Annotated in this window: 24 protein-coding genes; 18 read left to right on the top strand and 6 right to left on the bottom strand. The window is 71.7% G+C overall.

What is annotated here, in order from left to right; translation table 11 throughout:
• Window positions 1-138 precede the first annotated feature (138 nt).
• Window positions 139-1,143 (bottom strand): non-homologous end-joining DNA ligase, encoded by a 1,005-nt coding sequence (gene ligD / locus ABD844_RS11235; RefSeq protein ID WP_344875747.1) that lies wholly within the window; start codon window positions 1,141-1,143, stop codon window positions 139-141.
• A gap of 48 nt (window positions 1,144-1,191) precedes the next feature.
• Window positions 1,192-1,386: a hypothetical protein gene (locus ABD844_RS11230; RefSeq protein WP_344875745.1), complete on the bottom strand. Its 195-nt coding sequence runs from the start codon at window positions 1,384-1,386 to the stop codon at window positions 1,192-1,194.
• Window positions 1,387-1,798: 412 nt separating this feature from the next.
• On the opposite strand from ABD844_RS11230, the gene hisD reads away from it, so the two are divergent.
• From hisD to hisF, 9 genes are read left to right on the top strand one after another with little or no spacing between them, the layout of a single operon-like run.
• The gene (gene hisD, locus ABD844_RS11225; RefSeq protein ID WP_344875743.1) at window positions 1,799-3,115 is read left to right on the top strand and encodes a histidinol dehydrogenase; all 1,317 of its coding nucleotides are present in this window, start codon (window positions 1,799-1,801) and stop codon (window positions 3,113-3,115) included.
• Entirely contained in the window at window positions 3,112-4,230 is a 1,119-nt protein-coding gene (locus ABD844_RS11220) for a histidinol-phosphate transaminase (protein ID WP_344875741.1), read from the top strand. Before hisD ends, ABD844_RS11220 begins: the two co-directional genes overlap by 4 nt.
• A complete protein-coding gene (hisB, locus tag ABD844_RS11215; protein ID WP_344875739.1) occupies window positions 4,227-4,820 on the top strand; it encodes an imidazoleglycerol-phosphate dehydratase HisB in 594 nt (197 codons plus the stop codon). The genes ABD844_RS11220 and hisB overlap by 4 nt, the downstream gene beginning before the upstream one ends.
• The gene (locus ABD844_RS11210) at window positions 4,817-4,972 is read left to right on the top strand and encodes a hypothetical protein (protein ID WP_344875737.1); all 156 of its coding nucleotides are present in this window, start codon (window positions 4,817-4,819) and stop codon (window positions 4,970-4,972) included. The genes hisB and ABD844_RS11210 overlap by 4 nt, the downstream gene beginning before the upstream one ends.
• Window positions 4,966-5,604, top strand: a complete 639-nt coding sequence (gene hisH / locus ABD844_RS11205) for an imidazole glycerol phosphate synthase subunit HisH (RefSeq protein WP_344875735.1) — start codon at window positions 4,966-4,968, stop codon at window positions 5,602-5,604. The genes ABD844_RS11210 and hisH overlap by 7 nt, the downstream gene beginning before the upstream one ends.
• A complete protein-coding gene (locus tag ABD844_RS11200; protein WP_344875733.1) occupies window positions 5,601-5,930 on the top strand; it encodes a hypothetical protein in 330 nt (109 codons plus the stop codon). Before hisH ends, ABD844_RS11200 begins: the two co-directional genes overlap by 4 nt.
• On the top strand, window positions 5,930-6,652 hold the full coding sequence (priA, locus tag ABD844_RS11195) for a bifunctional 1-(5-phosphoribosyl)-5-((5-phosphoribosylamino)methylideneamino)imidazole-4-carboxamide isomerase/phosphoribosylanthranilate isomerase PriA (protein ID WP_344875731.1): 723 nt from the start codon (window positions 5,930-5,932) through the stop codon (window positions 6,650-6,652). The genes ABD844_RS11200 and priA overlap by 1 nt, the downstream gene beginning before the upstream one ends.
• Window positions 6,653-6,673: 21 nt before the next feature.
• Window positions 6,674-7,084 (top strand): Rid family hydrolase, encoded by a 411-nt coding sequence (locus ABD844_RS11190; protein ID WP_344875728.1) that lies wholly within the window; start codon window positions 6,674-6,676, stop codon window positions 7,082-7,084.
• Window positions 7,081-7,842, top strand: a complete 762-nt coding sequence (gene hisF / locus ABD844_RS11185; protein WP_344875726.1) for an imidazole glycerol phosphate synthase subunit HisF — start codon at window positions 7,081-7,083, stop codon at window positions 7,840-7,842. The genes ABD844_RS11190 and hisF overlap by 4 nt, the downstream gene beginning before the upstream one ends.
• A 6-nt stretch (window positions 7,843-7,848) precedes the next feature.
• Here the strand turns inward: hisF and ABD844_RS11180 are convergent, their stop codons facing one another.
• The 3 genes from ABD844_RS11180 to ABD844_RS11170 form a co-directional block, all read right to left on the bottom strand.
• Window positions 7,849-9,207 (bottom strand): glutamine synthetase family protein, encoded by a 1,359-nt coding sequence (locus tag ABD844_RS11180; RefSeq protein ID WP_344875724.1) that lies wholly within the window; start codon window positions 9,205-9,207, stop codon window positions 7,849-7,851.
• A 62-nt stretch (window positions 9,208-9,269) separates the two neighbouring features.
• A complete protein-coding gene (locus ABD844_RS11175; RefSeq protein ID WP_169789240.1) occupies window positions 9,270-9,431 on the bottom strand; it encodes a hypothetical protein in 162 nt (53 codons plus the stop codon).
• 195 nt (window positions 9,432-9,626) lie between these two features.
• Entirely contained in the window at window positions 9,627-10,535 is a 909-nt protein-coding gene (locus ABD844_RS11170) for a hypothetical protein (RefSeq protein WP_344875718.1), read from the bottom strand.
• Window positions 10,536-10,636: 101 nt separating this feature from the next.
• Between ABD844_RS11170 and ABD844_RS11165 the strand changes: the two genes are divergently transcribed.
• Complete coding sequence (locus ABD844_RS11165) at window positions 10,637-11,311, top strand: MerR family transcriptional regulator (protein WP_344875716.1); 675 nt, start codon at window positions 10,637-10,639, stop codon at window positions 11,309-11,311.
• 61 nt (window positions 11,312-11,372) lie between these two features.
• On the opposite strand, the gene ABD844_RS11160 is transcribed toward ABD844_RS11165, so the two are convergent.
• Window positions 11,373-12,002 carry a TIGR03085 family metal-binding protein gene (locus ABD844_RS11160; protein WP_344875714.1) on the bottom strand — a complete coding sequence of 210 codons (630 nt, stop codon included), beginning with the start codon at window positions 12,000-12,002 and terminating at the stop codon, window positions 11,373-11,375.
• A gap of 116 nt (window positions 12,003-12,118) precedes the next feature.
• Here ABD844_RS11160 and ABD844_RS11155 point away from each other — a divergent pair, with 116 nt between their 5' ends.
• From ABD844_RS11155 to trpC, 8 genes are all read left to right on the top strand, one after another.
• On the top strand, window positions 12,119-13,972 hold the full coding sequence (locus tag ABD844_RS11155) for an ABC transporter ATP-binding protein (RefSeq protein ID WP_344875786.1): 1,854 nt from the start codon (window positions 12,119-12,121) through the stop codon (window positions 13,970-13,972).
• The gene (locus tag ABD844_RS11150) at window positions 13,969-15,750 is read left to right on the top strand and encodes an ABC transporter ATP-binding protein (protein WP_344875712.1); all 1,782 of its coding nucleotides are present in this window, start codon (window positions 13,969-13,971) and stop codon (window positions 15,748-15,750) included. The genes ABD844_RS11155 and ABD844_RS11150 overlap by 4 nt, the downstream gene beginning before the upstream one ends.
• Before the next feature lie 83 nt (window positions 15,751-15,833).
• The gene (hisI, locus tag ABD844_RS11145) at window positions 15,834-16,181 is read left to right on the top strand and encodes a phosphoribosyl-AMP cyclohydrolase (RefSeq protein WP_344875710.1); all 348 of its coding nucleotides are present in this window, start codon (window positions 15,834-15,836) and stop codon (window positions 16,179-16,181) included.
• 10 nt (window positions 16,182-16,191) lie between these two features.
• Entirely contained in the window at window positions 16,192-16,776 is a 585-nt protein-coding gene (locus ABD844_RS11140) for a Trp biosynthesis-associated membrane protein (RefSeq protein WP_344875708.1), read from the top strand.
• Between the two features lie 103 nt (window positions 16,777-16,879).
• On the top strand, window positions 16,880-17,533 hold the full coding sequence (locus ABD844_RS11135; RefSeq protein WP_344875706.1) for a DUF4190 domain-containing protein: 654 nt from the start codon (window positions 16,880-16,882) through the stop codon (window positions 17,531-17,533).
• 167 nt (window positions 17,534-17,700) lie between these two features.
• The gene (locus ABD844_RS11130) at window positions 17,701-18,228 is read left to right on the top strand and encodes a CD225/dispanin family protein (RefSeq protein ID WP_344875704.1); all 528 of its coding nucleotides are present in this window, start codon (window positions 17,701-17,703) and stop codon (window positions 18,226-18,228) included.
• 51 nt (window positions 18,229-18,279) lie between these two features.
• Complete coding sequence (locus ABD844_RS11125; protein WP_344875702.1) at window positions 18,280-18,711, top strand: DUF2752 domain-containing protein; 432 nt, start codon at window positions 18,280-18,282, stop codon at window positions 18,709-18,711.
• Window positions 18,712-18,845: 134 nt separating this feature from the next.
• Window positions 18,846-19,685, top strand: coding sequence for an indole-3-glycerol phosphate synthase TrpC (gene trpC, locus ABD844_RS11120; RefSeq protein ID WP_344875700.1), 840 nt, complete (start codon window positions 18,846-18,848; stop codon window positions 19,683-19,685).
• Window positions 19,686-19,689 lie beyond the last annotated feature (4 nt).

Here is a 19,689-nt window from a genome sequence, read left to right as displayed (position 1 = left end):
CCCCCGAACGGCTCGACAACCTTCCAGTCACTGTAAGTCACCATAAGATGACGAAGAGTAGCGAGGGGGGTGCGTGTCGGTTATCGGCCCACGGGCACGGATGGTGAGCGCCGGTTGCCGGTCGGCGGCAGCCGGTGATCAGCCTGCGGCGGCGTCGCCGTCGCGGTGCGGGAGCTGTTCGGTGCGCGCCTCGGCGGGCTCCCGGTCCGGCCGCAGCCCTCGCCAGGAGGGGTGCCGCAGCCGCCCGTCACCGGTGACCTCGGCGTACTGCACCTCCCCGACCACCACCGGTGTGACCCAGTGCGTGTCCCTGGCGTGCTCGCGCGGCACCGCCTCGTCGAAGGGCGGGTCGGGGCGCTCCAGCGGCGCCAGCCGCTCGCCCAGGTCACGCAGCACGGCCTCGGTGAACCCGGTGCCGACGTGGCCGACGTACCGCAGCCGCCCGCCGGGGTCGTACGCGCCGAGCAGCAGCGACCCGATCATCCCTGAACGGCGTCCGCCGCCGGGCTTCCAGCCGCCGATGACGACCTCGACGGTGCTGACGTTCTTGACCTTCGTCCATTCGCCGGTACGCCGCCCCGGCCGGTACGGCGAGCCCATCCGCTTGCACACGACCCCTTCGAGCCCGAGCTGCCGGGAGGAGTCGAACGCCCGCGAGGCGTGGTCGGCGAACCAGACGGGCACCTCCCACCGGTAGCCGGGCGTGAGCGTGCCCTCCAGCAGCTCGCGCCGTTCGGTGTAGGGCCGGGCGATCACGCTCGCGCCGTCGAGGTGCAGGAGGTCGAAGGCCATGAACGTCACGGGCGCCGTCCTGGCCAGCTCGGCCACGGCCGCCGGGTGGCGCTGGTGCATCCGGGGTTGCAGGGCCTCGAAGCTGGGCCGTCCCGCCTCGTCGAACGCCACGATCTCGCCGTCGATCACGGCGGCGTGCCCGCCGGTGGCGCCGCCCATGAGCCGCAGTTCGGGGTAGGCGGCGGTGATGTCCTTGTTGTTGCGTGACATCAGGCGGACGGCGCCGTCCTCGACGTAGGCGAGGGCGCGTACGCCGTCCCATTTCATCTCCACGGCCCAGCCGTCGCCCTGGACGGAGGTCAGCGTCCCGAGTTGGGCCAGCATCGGGGAGTAGGACGGCAGCCGAACCATGGTGCATGCCGTACCCCGTCCGCTTGATCGACAGTGGCGGACGGGGGTCTACAGATGGTCAAGTGGCGTGTCTTCCACCAGCTCGGCCAGGTCGACGCCGTGGTCGGCCAGCTCGGAGACCGTCGAGCAGTAGGCGCGCAGGTAGGTGCGGTCGTCGACGCGGTGGGAGACGCGCAGCAGCGGGCGGTCGTCCAGGATGATCGCCTCGACCAGGATGCCGTCGGGCCCGCGCCACTGTCTCATGGCGTAAGGGTAGGAGCCGGGAACGGCGGGTTCGCGGGCAGCCCCCGGGTGGCGCGTCGGGCCGCTCGCGGGCGGCCGCCGCAGGCCGGGACGGCCGATGCCGGAGTGACGGATGTGGCGTCCGTGCACGACACGGACTCCAGGTAAAACAACGTAACGTTACGTTTTCATCACGCAGGATTTTTCTTGGCACAGCGCGTTAGGCGGGGCGAGTCCCGGGCACAAGGCATGCCTCTGGCTTTCCCCGGCCGTGGCCGTACCCCCGTGACGGCCACGGCGCCGGCCCCGGCAGGCCCGGTCCGGGGTCATGACGGCCGCGGAGGCGCGCGTGGCGAACGCCGCCCCGCGGCCGTCAGGCGTCCGGATGGTGGATACACGATGACTCCAGGCCCGGACTCCGTAGACTGTGGGGGTGATTTCCCGTATCGACATGCGCGGCCCCCTGCCCGAGGGCCTGCGCGACGTGCTGCCACGCGCCGAGCTCGACGTCGAGGCCGCCCTGGAGAAGGTGCGGCCCATCTGCGACGACGTGCGCCATCGCGGGGCGGCGGCCGTACGGGAGCTGACCGCCAGGTTCGACGGCGTCGAGATCGCCTCCGCCCGCGTCCCCGCCGAAGCGCTCGAAAGGTCCCTGGCCGAGCTCGACCCGAAGGTCAGGGCGGCGCTGGAAGAGTCGATCAGGCGGGCCCGGCTGGTCCACCGCGACCAGCGGCGGGCCGACGTCACCACCCAGGTCGTGCCCGGCGGCACCGTGACCGAGCGGTGGGTGCCGGTCGAGCGCGTGGGCCTCTACGTCCCCGGCGGCCGCGCGGTCTACCCCTCCAGCGTGGTGATGAACGTCGTGCCCGCCCAGGAGGCCGGTGTCGGCTCGCTGGCCGTGACGAGTCCGGCCCAGAAGGCGTACGACGGTCTGCCGCACCCCACGATCCTGGCCGCGTGCGCGCTGCTCGGCGTGGACGAGGTCTACTCGGTGGGCGGGGCGCAGGCGGTGGCCATGTTCGCGTACGGCACCGAGGAGTGCCCGCCCGCCACCATGGTGACCGGGCCGGGCAACATCTGGGTGGCGGCGGCCAAGCGGCTGCTCAAGGGCCGCATCGGCATCGACTCCGAGGCCGGTCCGACCGAGATCGCCATCCTGGCCGACGAGACGGCCGACCCGGTGCACGTCGCCGCCGACCTGATCAGCCAGGCCGAGCACGACACGATCGCCGCCGCCGTGCTGGTCACCACGAGCCCCGAGCTGGCCGACGCGGTCGAGAAGGAGCTGCCCGGCCAGGTGTCCGCCACCCGGCACTCCGAGCGCATCACCGAGGCGCTGTCCGGCAGGCAGTCGGGCATCGTGCTGGTGAGCTCGATCGACGACGGCCTCGCGGTCGTCGACGCGTACGCGGCCGAGCACCTCGAGATCCACACCGCCGACGCGGCGGCGGTCGCGGCGCGGGTGCGCAACGCCGGGGCGATCTTCGTGGGCCCCTACGCCCCGGTCTCGCTCGGCGACTACCTCGCCGGCTCCAACCACGTGCTGCCCACGGGCGGCTGCGCCTGCCACTCCAGCGGCCTGTCGGTGCAGTCGTTCCTGCGCGGCATCCACGTCGTCGACTACACCCGCGAGGCGCTGGCGGAGGCGGCGGCCCACGTGTCGGTCCTGGCCGACGCAGAAGACCTGCCCGCCCACGGCGCCGCGATCCGCGCCCGGTTCGACTGGCGAGTGCCCACGGAGTCCGTGTGAACCGCGACCTGCCCCGTGACGTGCCCCGCGACACCGACGGCGAGCTGACGCTCGACGCGCTGCCCATCCGCGACGACCTGCGGGGCAAGTCGCCCTACGGCGCCCCCCAGATCGACGTCCCGATCCGGCTCAACACCAACGAAAACCCCTACCCGCCCTCGCCCGAGCTGGTCGCCGACCTGGCCAGGGAGATCGGGGAGCGGGCGGGCGAGCTCAACCGCTATCCCGACAGAGACGCGGTGGAGCTGCGCGCCGGGCTGGCGGCCTACCTCGGCCACGGCCTGACCACGGCGCAGGTGTGGGCCGCCAACGGCTCCAACGAGGTGCTCCAGCAGATCCTGCAGGCGTTCGGCGGCCACGGCCGCACCGCGATGGGCTTCGAGCCGTCCTACTCCATGCACCCGATCATCACCGGCGGCACCAACACCGAGTGGATCAAGGCGTTCCGCGAGGACGACTTCTCGCTCGACCCGGGCAAGGCCACCGCCGCGATCGAGGAGCACCGCCCCGACCTCGTCTTCCTCACCTCCCCGAACAATCCCACCGGCACCGCGCAGCCGATGGAGACCATCGAGGCGGTGCTGGCCGCCGCGCCCGGCATGGTCGTGGTCGACGAGGCCTACTTCGAGTTCGCCCGCGAGGGCACGCCGTCGGCGCTGACCCTGCTGCCCGAGCACCCCAGGCTGATCGTCACTCGGACGATGTCCAAGGCGTTCGCCATGGCCGGCACCCGGCTGGGCTATCTGGCCGCGCATCCGGCCGTGGTGGAGGCGCTGCTGCTGGTGCGGCTGCCGTACCACCTGTCCACGCTGACGCAGACGGCGGCGCTGGTGGCGCTGCGGCACCACGGCGAGCTGCTCGGCACGGTCGACGCGCTGCGGCGCGAGCGCGACGAGACGGTGGCGTGGCTGCGGGCCAGAGGGCTGGCCGTGGCCGACTCCGACGCCAACTTCGTGCTGTTCGGGCGTTTCCCCGACCGGCGGGTGGTGTGGGAGGGGCTGCTGGCGCGCGGGGTGCTCATCCGCGAGGTGGGCCCACCGGAGTGGTTGCGTGTGTCGATCGGCACGGGCGAGGAGATGGCGGCCTTCCGCGCCGCCCTGGAAGGAGTGTTGTGAGCCGGGTAGGTCGCGTCGAGCGTGTCACGAAGGAGACCTCGGTCCTGGTGGAGGTCGGCCTCGACGGCACCGGCCGGGTCGAGGTGGCCACGGGGGTCGGCTTCTACGACCACATGCTGGCCCAGCTCGGCAAGCACGGTCTGTTCGACCTGACCGTCAAGACCGAGGGCGACCTGCACATCGACTCCCACCACACGATCGAGGACACCGCGCTCGCGCTGGGCGCCGCCTTCCGCGAGGCCCTGGGCGACAAGTCGGGCATCAGGCGGTTCGGCAGCGCGTCGTGCCCGCTGGACGAGTCGCTCGCGCAGGTCACCGTCGACCTGTCCGGCCGCCCTTACCTCGTGCACTCCGAGCCCGAGGGCATGGCGCCGATGATCGGCCCCGAGTACGACACGACGATGACCCGGCACATCCTGGAGTCGTTCGTCGCGCAGGCGGCGATCTGCCTGCACGTGCACGTCCCCTACGGCCGCAACGCCCACCACATCGTGGAGGCCCAGTTCAAGGCGCTGGCCAGGGCGCTGCGTGAGGCGTCCGAGCTCGACCCGCGCGCGACCGGCGTGCCCAGCACCAAGGGCGTGCTATGACCGACAACCTGCTCGCGGTGGCGATGGTCTTCATCGGGTTGTTCCTGATCGGGGGTGTGTTCTCGCTGGCCAGGCAGGGTCTCAAGATCGGTGCGGGCATCTGCGTGCTGGGCGCGGCGATGGCGATCACGGCGGGGGTGCTGTGGTGGTGAGCAAGAAGAACGTCGTGGTCCTCGACTACGGCTCGGGCAACCTGCGCTCGGCCGAGCGCGCCCTGGCCAGGGCCGGGGCCGAGGTGACGGTGACGCCCGACTTCGAGGCGGCGCTCGAGTGCGACGGGCTCGTCGTGCCGGGCGTGGGCGCGTTCGAGGCGTGCATGAAGGGCCTCAAGGCCGTGCACGGCGACCAGATCGTCGGCCGTCGCCTGGCCGGGGGCCGTCCGGTGCTGGGCATCTGCGTCGGCATGCAGATCCTGTTCGCCAGGGGCGTGGAGCACGGCGTGGAGACCGAGGGCTGCGGCGAGTGGCCGGGCACGGTCGAGCGGCTCGACGCGCCCATCCTCCCCCACATGGGCTGGAACACGGTCAAGGCGCCCGCGGGCAGCGTGCTGTTCGACGGGCTCGACGCCGCCACGCGCTTCTACTTCGTGCACTCCTACGGGGTGCGCGAGTGGGTGCTGCGCACTGGTGACGGCTTCGCCGAGCCCGTCGTGACGTGGGCCGAGCACGGCGTGCCGTTCGTGGCCGCGGTGGAGAACGGCCCGCTCATGGCCACCCAGTTCCACCCGGAGAAGTCCGGCGACGCCGGGGCCGCCCTGCTGAAGAACTGGCTCAGGACACTGTGAGCAAAGAACGCGCGCGCCGCCGAGCCGAGCGGGAGGCGGAGCGGGCGCGTGCGATGCGGGCCAACGAGGAGCGGCAGGCCCGAAGGGCCCGCCGCCACGCCCTGCTGGCCCGCCTGACACCGCGCCCCGTGCGCTTCTACCGCCAGGGCGGGCTGCTGGCCCGCCGCCACCGGGCACAAAACGCCGTGGTGGGGGTGGGATTCCTGCTCGTGCAGGTGGTCGTCTGGCTGGTGTGGGGGTCGTTCCCGCTCAGCTTCGGCGTCCTGATCCTGTCCCTGCTGCTCGCACCCGTTGTCGTGACCCTCGCTTTCGACCGGAGGATCTGATGTCGCTCGTATTGCTGCCCGCCGTGGATGTGATCGACGGCCAGGCCGTACGCCTGGTGCAGGGCGAGGCCGGGACGGAGACCGGCTACGGCGAGCCCTTGGCAGCCGCGCTCGCCTGGCAGGAGGCGGGCGCCGAGTGGATCCATCTCGTCGACCTCGACGCCGCCTTCGGCCGGGGCACCAACCGGGAGTTGATCGCCGACGTGATCGGCAGGCTCGACGTCGACGTCGAGCTGTCCGGCGGCATCCGCGACGACGAGTCGCTGGCCGCCGCGCTGGCCACCGGCTGCCGCCGGGTCAACATCGGCACGGCCGCGCTGGAGAACCCCGAGTGGTGCCGGAAGATCATCGCCGAGCATGGTGACCGGGTCGCGGTCGGCCTCGACGTACGCGGCACCACGCTGGCCGCCCGCGGCTGGACCGAGGACGCCGGAGACCTGTGGGAGGTCCTCGACCGGCTGGAGGCCGACGGCTGCCCCCGCTACGTGGTCACCGACGTGACCAAGGACGGCATGCTCCAGGGCCCCAACCTCGACCTCTACCGCCGCATCTGCGCCCGTACCGAGCGGCCCGTGGTGGCCAGCGGCGGCGTCTCCAGCCTCGACGATCTGGTCGCACTCGCCTCTCTGGTCCCCGACGGACTGGAGGGCGCCATCGTGGGCAGAGCGTTGTACGCTCACGCGTTCACACTGGAAAACGCACTGGCCGCGGTCCGCGCGTAGCTCTTGTCGGGAGGGGGCGAGATGAGCGTCAGCAGCATCGGCATGGAAAGCACCGGTTACCGGGTGTTCTCTGGTGGCATCTGGGAGGAGAAGTACGGTTACGCCCGTGCGGTGGTGGCGGGTGAACGCGTGATCGTGTCCGGCTGCACGGCCACGGTTGACGGAGAGGTACGCCACATCGGCGACGCCTACCACCAGGCACTGACCGCGATCGACATCGCGCTCGAAGCGGTCCTGATGGGCGGCCTGGCGCGCGAGGACGTCGTCATGGTCCGCTACTACGTGGTGGAGCAGCGCCACTTCGACCCCGTCGGGCAGGCACTGCGCGAGGTGTTCGCGAAGGTGCGCCCGGCCTGCACGGGGGTCAGGGTGGCCGGGCTGGTCGACCCGAGAATGCTGGTAGAGATCGAAATCGAGGCACTGCGAACATGACCGTGGCGGTAAGAGTGATCCCCTGTCTCGACGTGGACGCCGGGCGTGTGGTCAAGGGCGTCAACTTCGAGAACCTGCGCGACGCGGGCGACCCCGTCGAGCTGGCCAGGCGCTACGACCAGGAGGGCGCCGACGAGCTGACCTTCCTGGACATCACGGCGTCGTCCGGGGAGCGGGAGACGATGCTCGACGTGGTGCGCAGGACCGCCGAGCAGGTGTTCATCCCGCTCACCGTCGGCGGGGGGATCCGCTCGGTCGAGGACGTCGACCGGCTGCTGCGGGCCGGGGCCGACAAGGTCTCGCTCAACACGGCCGCCATCGCCCGTCCTGAGCTGCTCACCGAGGCGTCCAGGCGGTTCGGCGCGCAGTGCGTCGTGCTGTCGCTGGACGCCCGCCGGGCACCCGGCACCCCGAGCGGCTTCGAGGTGACCACCCACGGCGGGCGGCGCGGCACCGGGATCGACGCGGTGGAGTGGGCCGCCCGCGGCGAGGCGCTCGGCGTGGGCGAGATCCTGCTCAACTCGATGGACGGCGACGGCACGCTCGACGGTTACGACCTGGAGATGCTGCGCGCGGTCCGGGCGGCCGTGCGGGTGCCGGTGATCGCCAGCGGCGGCGCGGGCCGGCTGGAGGACTTCCCTCCGGCGGTGGCGGCGGGCGCGGACGCCGTGCTGGCGGCCAGCGTGTTCCACTTCGGCACGCTGAAGATCTCCGAGGTCAAGGAGACGCTCCGGATGGCGGGCCACCCGGTCCGCTAAGGGGGGTCAGAAGACCCGCAGGTGCTGGGAGAGCTCGTAGGCGACGTCTCTGGCGGCGAACGCGGCTGCCTCCGACCGCTTGACGGCCAGGTACGCGCTGCGCCGCAGCGGTCCGAGCGCCTCCATGAGCACCTCGTCGGCCTCCAGCGCGTCGAGCGCCTCGTCCAGCGAGGCCGGCAGGCGGGGATAGCGGCCGGGGCGCGTGTCGGGGTCGACCTCGACGGGCTCGCCCGGGTCGAGCCCGCGCCGGATGCCGTCGAGGCCGGCGTGGATGACGGCGCCCAGCGACAGGTAGGGGTTGGCCGAGGAGTCGGACGGTTTCAGCTCCAGGTTCGGCTCGCCGTACTCGCCCACCGGGGAGCACACCCGGACGGCCGCCTCACGGTTGTCCGGGCCGTGCACCGCGTACGCGCCCGCCCACGTACGGGGGATCAGGCGGCGGAAGCTGTTGACGCTGCCGCAGGTCAGCGCCGTGAGCGCGGGGAGGTGCGCGATCAGGCCGCCGATGAACCCGGCGCGCACCCCGCCGTCGTCGGCGAAGACGTTGCGCGTGTCGTTCCACAGCGACAGGTGCAGGTGGGCGCCGTTGCCGGCCTGGTCGGCCAGCGGTTTGGGGGCCAGCGAGGCCCACATCTGCATGCGCATGGCCACGCCGCGCACGCTCTCGCGGTAGATCACGTGGTTGTCGGCGGCGCGCAGGGCGGGCGCGTGGCGTACGGAGAGCTCCTGCTGGCCGGGGCCCAGCTCGGGGTGGTAGTGCTCGACGCGCAGACCCTGGGTCTCCAGCGTGCGGACCAGCTTGATCGTGTAGTCGTGCGCGGTGTCGAAGCCCGTTCCCGCGTAGCAGAGTGAGTCGTCGAGCGGCACCAGCCGGTCGGGCCCGCCGGCCGGGTCGGGCAGCCGCCGCCCCAACGTGAACTCCGGCTCGAACGCGGCCGCCAGCGTGTAGCCCGCGGACCTCAGCTCGGCGATCGCGTCCTTCAGGAACGTACGGGCGCACGCTCCCCACGGGCTGCCGTCGGCCTGGCGCAGGTCCGACAGCATCGCCGCCGCGCCGGGCGCGTAGGGCAGCGGGACGTAGGTGGCGGGGTCGGGAACGATGCGCACCTCGCCCACCGGACCCAGGTGCTCGACCTCCTGGAGCTGGTCGAGCATGTTCATCGCCATCATGGCCACCGTGTGCCCGATGCCTGAGCTGAGCCTTTCGGCCAGCCGTGACCGGGATGCCGCCTTCCCACGAATCACGCCGCCGTGGTCGGCGTACAGGAAACGGATCAGCTCGACGCCCTCGAGCTCGGTTCGCTCGAGGATGCGCCGCGCATCGGCGTCGAGCCGATCGGGCTTGGCGGTGGGGCGATCTCTCATCCTGCCTGCGTAACACGATCCGGCAGCGCGGGGAAGCACCCCGGCGCAGACAGGACCGACCGTCAGGTCAGAACACTTGAGAAGAACACCGCCAACTGATTAGCTCCTTGGATGATTCCGTCGAACACACCGTTGACCGCGGCGGCGGCTTGGGCCGGCCGGGTGAACAGGTAGAAGACCACGAACGCGACAGCCACGTAGGTGATCACCTTCTTGACCTGCATGGGGGGCCTCCTGCAGTCCATTCCCAGCCGTATATACCCGGATCTGGGCGATCACTAGGCATCTTCTGTGAAGATGTTCATGATCCTAACCGGGGGGCTTCTTTCACCTGCCATGGTACGGGCTTGAGGTTACCCGCGAGCGTCCGCCGCGCCGGGATTTCCGCGGTAACCGAGCCCGATCCGACGCGAACGCGGTCACGGGGTGACCGCTCTCCTAGCCCTCGGCGCGGTCACCGCCACGCCGAGGGTGGCGACGACCAGGACGCCCAGTACGGCCAGCGTCGCGGCGTCGGGGTGGACGATCGACTGCCCTCGTAGGGCCTGCCACAGGACGGCCGCGAAGAGACCGGCGTAGAAGAGACCGGCGGCGAACACCAGGCGCAGCCTGACGCCCTCCTGGCGCAGGACCGCCCAGCGCGCCGACAGCGCCACCAGCAGCAGCGCGAACAGCGGCAGCAGTTGCAGGGCGTGCATGCCGACGAAGTGGGGCACGCGCAGGTCGCCGCCGACGGTGCTCCACCCGACCAGCGGCAGCCCGGGGCCGCCGTCGGCGACGCCCACGCTGTGCGCGCCGGCGAAGTCCTCGGCCCAGGTCTGCCCGGGGACGCCGGTGGCCATCAGGGCGCCGGAGGCGACGCCGAGCGTGGAGACGACCAGGCCGATCCGTACGGTCCAGGTGCTGACACGGTCGGCCTGCCGCTCGACGATGACGAAGATCGCGGCGACGAGGTTGGCGAGCATGAGCACGCCGATCGTGGCGCCCATCGCGATCCAGATCGCCCCGTCCAGCGGGGTCGCCTCGTTGAAGTGGCTGTGCCGGCCGCGGGCGGCCTGGAGGGCGATGAGGACGACCTCGCCCAGGCCCGCCGCGGCCAGCGTCGTGCCCATCCACCAGCTCACCCGCCCGGCCCTGTGCCGCAGGGAGAGTAACCAGGCCCAGGTGAAGGAGTAGAGGGCCAGGGAGATCGTGAACTTCAACGGCTTGATCCAGATCGGCAGGCCGTCCAGCATCCGCGGGTCCACGAAGACGAGAACGAGGAGGACGGGGCTCGCCGCGGCCATGAGCGCGGCGAAGAGCATGAGGGGACGGTGCCAGCGGGACATGGGAAGCGCCCTTCTGTTGAGCGGATAGTGGATAGTGCTACTTGTCACTATCTATAGCTAAACTATCCAGGAACTACAAGAGGGGACGTGAAAGCGTGCGGATGGCGGAGCTCAGCCAGACGACCGGAATCCCGGTCCCGACGATCAAGTACTACATGCGGGAGGGACTGCTGGCCCCTGGGCGGCCGACCGGCCGTAACCAGGCCGACTACGGGGAGGAGCACGTACGCCGGCTCCGCCTCGTACGGGCGCTGGTGGAGTACGGCGACCTGTCCATCGCGGTCATCCGCGACCTCACCGCGCGCATCGACAATCCGGACCTGGAGGAGTTCGACCTGCTGGGCGCCGCCCAGAAGACCGTGACCCAGCGGAAGGAGGCGCGGCCGGGGCCGTACAAGGACGAGGCGGAGCAGCGCCTGTACGACCTGCTGTCGGCGCGCGGCTGGCGGATCCGCACCGGCGACCCCGCCTACCGCACCGCCGTGGGCGTGCTGGCCACGCTCGACGAGGTGGGCAGGCACGACATGCTGGAGGCGCTCGACGCCTACGCCGACGGGGCCGAGCGCATCGCCGAGGCCGACGTGCGCCTGCTCGGCGGCGATGTGAGCGATCGGGAGCGGGCGGTGGAGATCGTGGTCATCGGCACCTCGGTGGGCGACACGCTGATCGCCTGCCTGCGGCGGCTGGCCCAGTCCACCGTGGCGGAACGCATCTACGCGCGCGGGCCGTCCGCCGGGGAACGCGAGCCCGGCCTCCCCGGAGCCCGGCGGCCCTGAACCACACTCGCCCCGACCGGCGGGTCAGGGGTGCGGGTCGCGGGCGATGCTCCTGTAACCGTCAGAGGCCGAGGGCGGCCTCGCGCAGGCGGGTCACGGCCTCGGGGTCGCCGGTCAGCTCGACCCTGGCGTGCCGCTGCCGTCCGAAGCAGAACAGGAGCAGCTCGGCGGCCTGGCCCGTGACCTCCACCCGTGCGCCGCCCCTGGGCCCGCCGAGCGCGACGCCCCCGCCGAGCCGGTGCAGCGCCACCCCCACGGGCGCCTTGCGCAGCATCAGCCGCGCGCCGGTCGCGACCCGCTTCCAGATCAGTTGCTCCAGGTCGGCGGGCAGCTCGCGCGGCTCCCACGACGGCTGCGCGCGCCGTACGTCCTCGTGGTGCACGAACAGCTCCAGCGCGTTGACCGCCTCGTCGAGCGCGGGCAACAGGCCGTAGACACCGCCGGGCCGGCGGACCAGGCCGACCAGCTCGGGGTAGGGGTGGCGGGCCTTGAGCCCGCTCTGCACGGAGGCGGTGTATCCGGCCAGGGGCTTGATCCCGATGCCGGCCATGGCGTCGGGCCTGCGCTCGCGCAGTACGAGGTGGGCGGCCAGATCGTAGGTGGTCCAGCCCGTGCACAGCGTCGGCGCGTCCGGGCCGAGCCGGTCGAGCAGGTCGCAGAGCGCGGAGCGTTCGCCAATGGCGTGAGTCACGTATCCAACCCTACCGGCGGGAATAACCACATGATCGGGCGTGATAGGGACATACGTAGAAACGTCGGACATGAGAGGAAACCCGTCGAGTGGCGAGCAAGGTCACCTCGGCCGTGATGCGTCAGGGGCTCCGCGTCCTTGGGGTGGCCATTCGCACAGAGAAGACGGTCTTCACCGTGGCCGTACTGGCCAGCGGCGTCTATGGCGGCATGACCGTGGCCTCCGCCTGGGCGCTCGGCTGGGCGACCCAGAACGTCGTCCTGCCCTCGTTCGCCGAGGGCCGGATCACCACGGGCGCCGTGTGGACCGGTGTGCTGCTGATCCTCGGCACGGCGCTGCTCAAGGCGTTCGGCGTGGCGGGGCGGCGGATCCTGGCCGGGGTCATTCAGTACCGCATGCAGGCCCGCTCGCGCCGCGACGTCACCAGTCAGTACCTGCGCCTGCCGCTGTCGTGGCACCACCGCCACCCCACCGGGCAGCTCCTGTCGAACGCCAGCGCCGACGCCGAGGCCGCCTGGGCGCCGCTCGCGCCGCTGCCGATGGCGGTCGGCGTGATCGTCATGCTGTTCACCGCGGCGATCGCGATGTTAGTGACGGACCTGCCGCTCGCGCTGGTGGGCTTCCTCATCTTCCCGGCCATCGCCGTACTCAACCTGATCTACCAGCGCAGGCTCAGCCCGCTGGCCACCCGCGCCCAGCAACTGCGCGCCGAGGTCAGCGAGATCGCGCACGAGAGCTTCGACGGCGCGCTCGTCGTCAAGACGCTCGGCCGCGAGGACCTGGAGACCGAGCGGTTCCGGCGGCGCGCACACGAGCTGCGTGACGCGAACGTGGCCGTCGGCCGGATCCGCGGGCTGTTCGACCCGATGCTGGAGGCGCTGCCCACGCTGGGCGTGCTCGCGGTGCTGGCCGTCGGCGCGGTACGGCTGTCGGCGGGCGCCATCGGCCCCGGCGACCTGGTGCAGGTCGCGTACCTGTTCACGCTGCTGGCCTTCCCCATCAGGGCGCTCGGCTGGGTGCTGGCCGAGCTGCCGCGCAGCGTCGTCGGCTGGCAGCGGGTGCAGGCGGTGCTGGAGGCGACCGGCTCCATGGAGTACGGCACGACCCCTGCCACGGAGACGGCCGCCCCCGCCGCGCTGGAGATCGAGGACGTCTCCTACGCCTACGGCACGGCCGAGGTGCTGCACGACGTCACTTTCCGCGTGCCCGCCGGCCGTACCGTCGCGCTCGTCGGGCCCACCGGGTCGGGCAAGTCGACGCTGGTCCAGCTCCTGGTCCGGCTGGTCGACCCCGACGCGGGCCGCGTGCTGCTCGATGGCGTGGACCTGCGGGAGCTGCCCTACGGCGGCGTGGCGGCCGCGGTGGCGCTGGTGCCGCAGCAGACGTTCCTGTTCGACGACACCGTACGCGGCAACGTGGCCCTCGGCGCCGACGCCACCGACGAGGACGTGGCGGCGGCCCTGCGCCTGGCCCAGGCCGACGGGTTCGTGGACCGCCTGTCCGCCGGTCTCGACACCCGCGTCGGCGAGCGCGGCGCGTCCCTGTCGGGCGGCCAGCGCCAGCGCCTGGCCCTGGCCCGCGCGCTCGTGCGCCGGCCCCGCCTGCTCATCCTCGACGACGCCACCTCCAGCGTGGACCCGCAGGTCGAGGCCAAGATCCTGTACGGACTGCGGGACGCCGCCGAAGCCTCCACGGTCGTGGTCGTCGCCTACCGGATGGCCACCATCGCCCTGGCCGACGAGATCGTCTACCTCGACCGGGGCCGCGTCGTGGACCGGGGCACGCACGAGCAGCTCATCGAGCGCTGCCTCGGCTACCGGAACCTGGTGACCGCCTACGAGCGCGAGGAGGCCGAGCGCGCCGCCATCGACGTCCCGGCCGCGCCAGGGCCGGTAGCACCCGGTACGGGCCCCGCCGCCACTCGTCCCGCCGACGAGGAACCCATCGAAGAGGAAGAGATCAGCGCATGACGGCGCAGGGCATCCAGCGCAGCTCCGACCGCTCCGCGCTGGCCACGATCCGCCAGGGACTCTCGCTCACCCCCGAGTTCCGCCAGGGATTAGCGGGCACGATGGCGCTGGCCGTGGTCGCCACCATCGGCAAGATCATCGTGCCGATCGCGGTGCAGCAGACGATCGACACGGGTCTCAAGACCGGCACGCCCGACATCCCGTACATCACCAGTGCCGTACTGATCTGTGCGGCGGCGGTCGTGCTGACGGCCCTGGCCGGCTATGTCATGAACGTCCGCCTCTACCGGGCCACCGAGTCCTCCCTGGCCACCCTGCGCGTACGCGGCTTCCGGCACGTCCACGACCTGTCGGTGCTCACCCAGAACACCGAGCGCCGCGGCGCCCTGGTCTCCCGCGTCACCAACGACATCGACCAGATCAGCGCCTTCATGCAGTGGGGCGGCCTGATGATCATCGTGGCATTCGGCCAGCTCTTCGTGGCCACCGTGCTGATGTTCGTCTACTCCTGGCAGCTCACGCTGCTGGTCTGGGCCTGTTTCGTCCCGCTGCTGATCGCGCTGCCGCGCTTCCAGCGGCTGCTGTCGCGGGCGTACACGGTCGTGCGCGAGCGTACCGGGGACATGCTGGCCGCCGTCAGCGAGTCCGTCGTCGGCGCCACCGTCATCAGGGCGTACGCCTCCGAGCGCCGCACCGCGGAACGCATCGGCACGGCCGTGGACGCCAACAGGAAGGCCCAGATCAGGGCGCAGACCATCGTCGGGTTCGTGTTCCCGCTGACCGAGATCGTGGCCGCCCTCGCCATCGCCGGGATCGTGCTGCTCGGCGTGCGGCTGGGCGTGTCGGGCGAGATCACGCAGGGGCGGCTGGTGGCGTTCCTGTTCCTGGTCACGCTGTTCGTCTCGCCCCTGCAGACCGCCACCGAGGTGCTGAACGAGGCCCAGAACGCGGTCGCCGGCTGGCGGCGCATCCTCGGCGTCATCGACACGCCGCCGGACGTGGCCGACCCCGGCGAGAAGGGCGTGGTGCTGCCGCGCGGCCCCATCGAGGTGGCCTTCGAGGACGTGCACTTCTCCTACCCCGGCGGCGCGCCCGTGCTGCGCGAGGTCACGGTCGAGATCCCGCCCCGCTCCCGCGTCGCCGTGGTGGGGGAGACCGGCTCGGGCAAGACCACGTTCGCCAAGCTGCTGACCAGGCTCATGGACCCGGGCTCCGGCCGCGTCACGGTCGACGGCCACGACCTGCGCGACGTGCGCTTCACCTCCCTGCGCGAGCGGATCGTCATGGTCCCGCAGGACGGCTTCCTGTTCGACGGGACGCTGGAGGAGAACGTCCGCTACGGCAGGCCCTCCGCCACCACCACGGAGATCGAGCTGGCGCTGACCGAGCTGGGCCTGGCCGACTGGCTGGAGGGCCTGCCGAACGGCCTCGGCACCCCGGTCGGCCAGCGCGGCGAGTCGCTGTCGGCGGGGGAGCGCCAGCTCGTCGCGCTGGCCCGCGCCTACCTCGCCGACCCCGACCTGCTCCTGCTCGACGAGGCCACCTCCGCGGTCGACCCGGCCACGGAGGTACGCCTGGCGCGCGCGCTCGAAGGCGTCACCCGGGGCCGTACGGCCGTCTCGATCGCGCACCGGCTGTCCACGGCGGAGAACGCCGACGAGGTGCTCGTCTTCGACGCAGGACGGCTGGTGCAGCGGGGGTCGCACGCGGAGCTGGTGCGGGAGCCGGGCGTGTACGCCGACCTGCACGCCTCCTGGGTCTCGGCGGCCCGCACGTAGAGGGCGGGGCGCCGCGTACGGTGGCGGACGGCGCGGTGTTCCCGGTGGGCCGGGCGGGCGACCCGGCTGGTTGAATGGGGTGCATGTCCCTTGATCCCAAGATCGCGTCCCGGCTGAGGCGGAACCCCGACGGGCTGGTGCCCGCGATCGCCCAGCAGTACGACACCGGCGAGGTGCTCATGCTGGCCTGGATGAACGACGAGGCCCTGCACCGGACACTCACCACGGGCCGGGCGACCTACTGGTCCCGCAGCCGCGGCGAATACTGGGTCAAGGGCGGCACCTCCGGGCACGTCCAGCACGTCAAGTCGGTGGCGCTCGACTGCGACGGCGACACCATTCTGATCAAGGTCGACCAGGTGGGGGCGGCCTGCCACACCGGAGACCGCACCTGCTTCGACGCCGACCGGCTCGAGCTCGCGCTCGGCTGAGGCGGGCGCCATGCGAGACGACAGGCGGGGCCTGTGGAGCTGGGTGGCGCTGACCGCCGCCGGATGCCTGCTGGTGCTGGTCGCCGCGGGCCGGGCCTGGGTGCGGGTGCTCCAGGGCTCGGGGGCGGAGGCGGTCGCGCCGACGGGCGGGCAGCTCAGCCCCGTGCTGACGCCCGTGGCCCTGGCCGGGCTGGCCGGGGTGGTGGCCGTGCTGGCGACCAAGGGCACCGGGCGGCGTGTCATCGGCGGGCTGCTCGCCGTGTGCGGCGCGGGCGCGGGCGCGGCGACGTGGACGGCACTCGACGACGCGGGCGTCACCGGCTGGCTGCGCGAGCAGAACGTGCTGCACGGCGCCGCCGATCTCCCCTGGGAGGCCATGCCCCTGTGGCCGAGCGTGTCGGCGGTCGGCGCGGTGCTGGTGTTGGCGGGCGGAATCGTCGCGGTCGTCCGCGGGGGCCGCTGGAGCGGCATGTCGGCCCGCTACGACCGGGGCGCGAGCCCGTCGGCGGAGGCCGCCACGCAGGTCAGCGACGACAGAGCCCTCTGGGACGCGCTCGACAGAGGAGACGACCCCACCGACTCGCGCCGCGACTAGGCAATGGCGAATCCTCCACTGTTCTGAATCCTTGTCTGCTTGGCAATCGTTTCCTCAATAAGCTGCCGTTGCAACTCGCGACGAATACTTGAGGAGCCAGCTCATGAGCTACGGGGATCAGGGCGGTAACGGCGGCTATGGCGCGCAGCCGTCCGGCGGCGGTTACGGTCAGCAGCCCCAGAGCGGCGGCGGTTACGGCCAGCAGCCGGGGAGCGGGGGAGGCTACGGCCAGCAGCCGGGGAGCGGCGGGGGTTACGGTCAGCAGCCGGGGAGCGGCGGGGGCTATGGCCAGCAGCCCCCGAGCCACGGCGACTACGGCCAGCAGCCGCCCAGCCACCCGCAGGATCTCGGCTACGGCCAACTGCCCCCGAGCGGCGGCTACGGCCAGCAGCCCCCCAGCTACGGCGGCTACGGCCAGCAGGGTCACGCCCAGCAGGGCTATGGCCAGCCGGGCTACGGCTACGGCCCGCCCCAGCAGCCCCGCTCCACCAACGGCATGGCGGTGGCCTCGCTCGTGCTGGGCATCATCGGCCTGGTCTTCTGCGGGATCACCAGCATCCCGGGCGTGATCCTCGGGCACATCGCGCTCAACCGGATCAAGCGCACCGGCGAGGAGGGCTCAGGCATGGCCGTGGGCGGCCTCGTCACCTCCTACATCACGGTCGTGATCTGGGTGCTGTGCTGGATCATCTTCGGCGGCATGCTGCTGTCGCTGATCGGTCTGAGCGCCGCCGCCACCTCGTCCACGTACGAGTAGGCCCGCCCGCGGGCGACACGCGCCCAGCGTAGCCGGACCGTGACGACGCGCTTGCGGTCCGATTACGAATTGTCCGCAAAGCGGATGTTCGACCACGTAGAGGGATGGTTTCTCGCTAGGCTGCCGCGCGCACCTCGACTCAGATGACGACATAAGGGGTCATGAGCATGAGTTACGGAAACCAGGGCGACGGTGGTTACGGCGCCCAGCCGCCCGGCGGCGGGTACGGCCAGCAGCCTCCGAGCGGCGGCGGTTACGGCGGTGGTTATGGTCAGCAGCAGCCTCCGAGCGGCGGTGGCTACGGTCAGCAGCCCCCGAGCGGTGGCGGGTATGGCCAGCAGCCCCCGAGCGGCGGTGGCTACGGCGGTGGTTACGGTCAGCAGCCTCCCTCCGGCGGTGGTTACGGCGCCCCCGGGTCCGAGCCGCCGGACAACCACCTCGTCGCCGCCATCCTGACCACGCTGTTCTGCTGTCTGCCCTTCGGCATCGTGTCGATCGTCAAGTCGACGCAGGTGAACCAGAAGTGGCAGATCGGCGACTTCGCGGGCGCCCAGCAGGCGTCCGAGGAGGCCAAGACGTGGTGGAAGCGCGCCCTGATCACCGGCATCATCGTGAACGTCGTGTCCATCATCCTCGTCATCGTGTACTTCGTGGTGATCGCCGCCAGCATCAGCGCGTCGTACTCCAGCTACTAAACCGCCGGACGGCGCGGCGGGGGTCACGTGCGGAAGGCGGATACTGGACATATGAACATCGCAGCAACCGGGCGGCGGGGCACGGATCGCCTCAAGGGCATGCTGGCGCCGCTCGGTGTTGCGGCCGCGACGGGGGCGGTGTTCGCGATCGTCGCCGTGGTCGACCCCAACGAGCCGGGTCACTACCCGACTTGCCCGTTCCTGTGGCTCACCGGCCTCTACTGCCCGGGGTGCGGCACGCTGCGCACCATCCACGCGCTGGCGCACCTCGACCCGGTCGCCGCGCTCGGCCTCAATCCGCTGGCCGTGGCGATGATGCCGTTCCTGCTGTTCTGGTGGGGGCGGTGGATGGTGCGGGCCTGGCAGGGGCGTCCCCGGCGCACGACTCTGGCCCATCCGGCGTGGCTGTGGGCGTTCCTCGGAGTCGTCATGGTCTACTGGGTCGTCCGCAATCTGCCTTTCGGGGCGTTCCTCGCTCCCTAGGCGGTGCCCACTTGGGGGACCGGTGGTGAGGTGACCGCGCGAGGGCCGATACCATCGCAGGACAAGGGCAGAGAGCGAACGCGACGCGAACTCTCCGCCGACCCCCAGCAGCCGACCGGAGGGACCCCAAGCGCGTGAGTGAGCGGACCGAAGGGCCGAGCGTCCTCGACGACATCCTCGACGGGGTGCGCGCCGACCTCGCCGCACGTCAGCAGGCCGTCTCGATCGACGAGCTCAAGCAGCGGGCCGGGCGGGCGCAGACGCCCAGAGACGCCATGGCCGCGCTCGGGGGCGACCGGGTCTCGGTGATCGCGGAGGTCAAGCGCTCGAGCCCGTCGAAGGGCGCGCTCGCCGCGATCGCCGACCCGGCCGCGCTGGCGGCCGACTACGAAGCGGGCGGTGCCCACGTCATCAGCGTGCTGACCGAGCGGCGCAAGTTCGGGGGCAGCCTCGAAGACCTGGCCGCGGTGCGCGCCCGGGTCGACATCCCGATCCTGCGCAAAGACTTCATCCTCACCTCCTACCAGCTCTGGGAGGCCCGCGCCCACGGCGCCGACCTGGCCCTGCTCATGGTCGTCTGCCTGGAGCAGGAGGCGCTGGTCTCGCTCATCGAGCGGGCCGAGTCGATCGGGCTCACCCCGCTGGTCGAGGTGCACACCGAGGAAGAGCTGGAGCGGGCGGTCGCGGCCGGTGCCCGGGTCATCGGGATCAACGCGCGAAATCTGAAGACACTCGAGGTCGACCGCGAGGTCTTCACGAAACTCGCGCCGAAGATCCCCGATAATGTGCTCAAGATTGCCGAGTCGGGCGTGCGCGGCCCGCATGACCTGCTCGCCTACGCTCGTGGCGGCGCCGACGCCGTCCTGGTGGGGGAGAGCCTGGTCACCGGCAAAGACCCGCGCAAGGCAGTGGAGGCGTTGGTGACCGCCGGCGCTCATCCGTCGACGCGCCCCGACCACTCAGCAGAGGGATAGCAGT

This window comes from Nonomuraea antimicrobica, assembly GCF_039536965.1.
Lineage (GTDB): Bacteria > Actinomycetota > Actinomycetes > Streptosporangiales > Streptosporangiaceae > Nonomuraea > Nonomuraea antimicrobica.
This window is presented reverse-complemented; position numbering and strand designations above follow the sequence as displayed.

Coding starts and splice junctions, on each gene's coding strand:
- ligD (WP_344875747.1), bottom strand. CDS start 1,143: ATGGTTCGGCTGCCGTCCTACTCCCCGATGCTGGCCCAACTCGGGACG.
- ABD844_RS11230 (WP_344875745.1), bottom strand. CDS start 1,386: ATGAGACAGTGGCGCGGGCCCGACGGCATCCTGGTCGAGGCGATCATC.
- ABD844_RS11210 (WP_344875737.1), top strand. CDS start 4,817: ATGACCGACAACCTGCTCGCGGTGGCGATGGTCTTCATCGGGTTGTTC.
- priA (WP_344875731.1), top strand. CDS start 5,930: ATGTCGCTCGTATTGCTGCCCGCCGTGGATGTGATCGACGGCCAGGCC.
- ABD844_RS11190 (WP_344875728.1), top strand. CDS start 6,674: ATGAGCGTCAGCAGCATCGGCATGGAAAGCACCGGTTACCGGGTGTTC.
- hisF (WP_344875726.1), top strand. CDS start 7,081: ATGACCGTGGCGGTAAGAGTGATCCCCTGTCTCGACGTGGACGCCGGG.
- ABD844_RS11180 (WP_344875724.1), bottom strand. CDS start 9,207: ATGAGAGATCGCCCCACCGCCAAGCCCGATCGGCTCGACGCCGATGCG.
- ABD844_RS11175 (WP_169789240.1), bottom strand. CDS start 9,431: ATGCAGGTCAAGAAGGTGATCACCTACGTGGCTGTCGCGTTCGTGGTC.
- ABD844_RS11170 (WP_344875718.1), bottom strand. CDS start 10,535: ATGTCCCGCTGGCACCGTCCCCTCATGCTCTTCGCCGCGCTCATGGCC.
- ABD844_RS11165 (WP_344875716.1), top strand. CDS start 10,637: ATGGCGGAGCTCAGCCAGACGACCGGAATCCCGGTCCCGACGATCAAG.
- ABD844_RS11155 (WP_344875786.1), top strand. CDS start 12,119: ATGCGTCAGGGGCTCCGCGTCCTTGGGGTGGCCATTCGCACAGAGAAG.
- ABD844_RS11150 (WP_344875712.1), top strand. CDS start 13,969: ATGACGGCGCAGGGCATCCAGCGCAGCTCCGACCGCTCCGCGCTGGCC.
- hisI (WP_344875710.1), top strand. CDS start 15,834: ATGTCCCTTGATCCCAAGATCGCGTCCCGGCTGAGGCGGAACCCCGAC.
- ABD844_RS11140 (WP_344875708.1), top strand. CDS start 16,192: ATGCGAGACGACAGGCGGGGCCTGTGGAGCTGGGTGGCGCTGACCGCC.
- ABD844_RS11135 (WP_344875706.1), top strand. CDS start 16,880: ATGAGCTACGGGGATCAGGGCGGTAACGGCGGCTATGGCGCGCAGCCG.
- ABD844_RS11130 (WP_344875704.1), top strand. CDS start 17,701: ATGAGTTACGGAAACCAGGGCGACGGTGGTTACGGCGCCCAGCCGCCC.
- ABD844_RS11125 (WP_344875702.1), top strand. CDS start 18,280: ATGAACATCGCAGCAACCGGGCGGCGGGGCACGGATCGCCTCAAGGGC.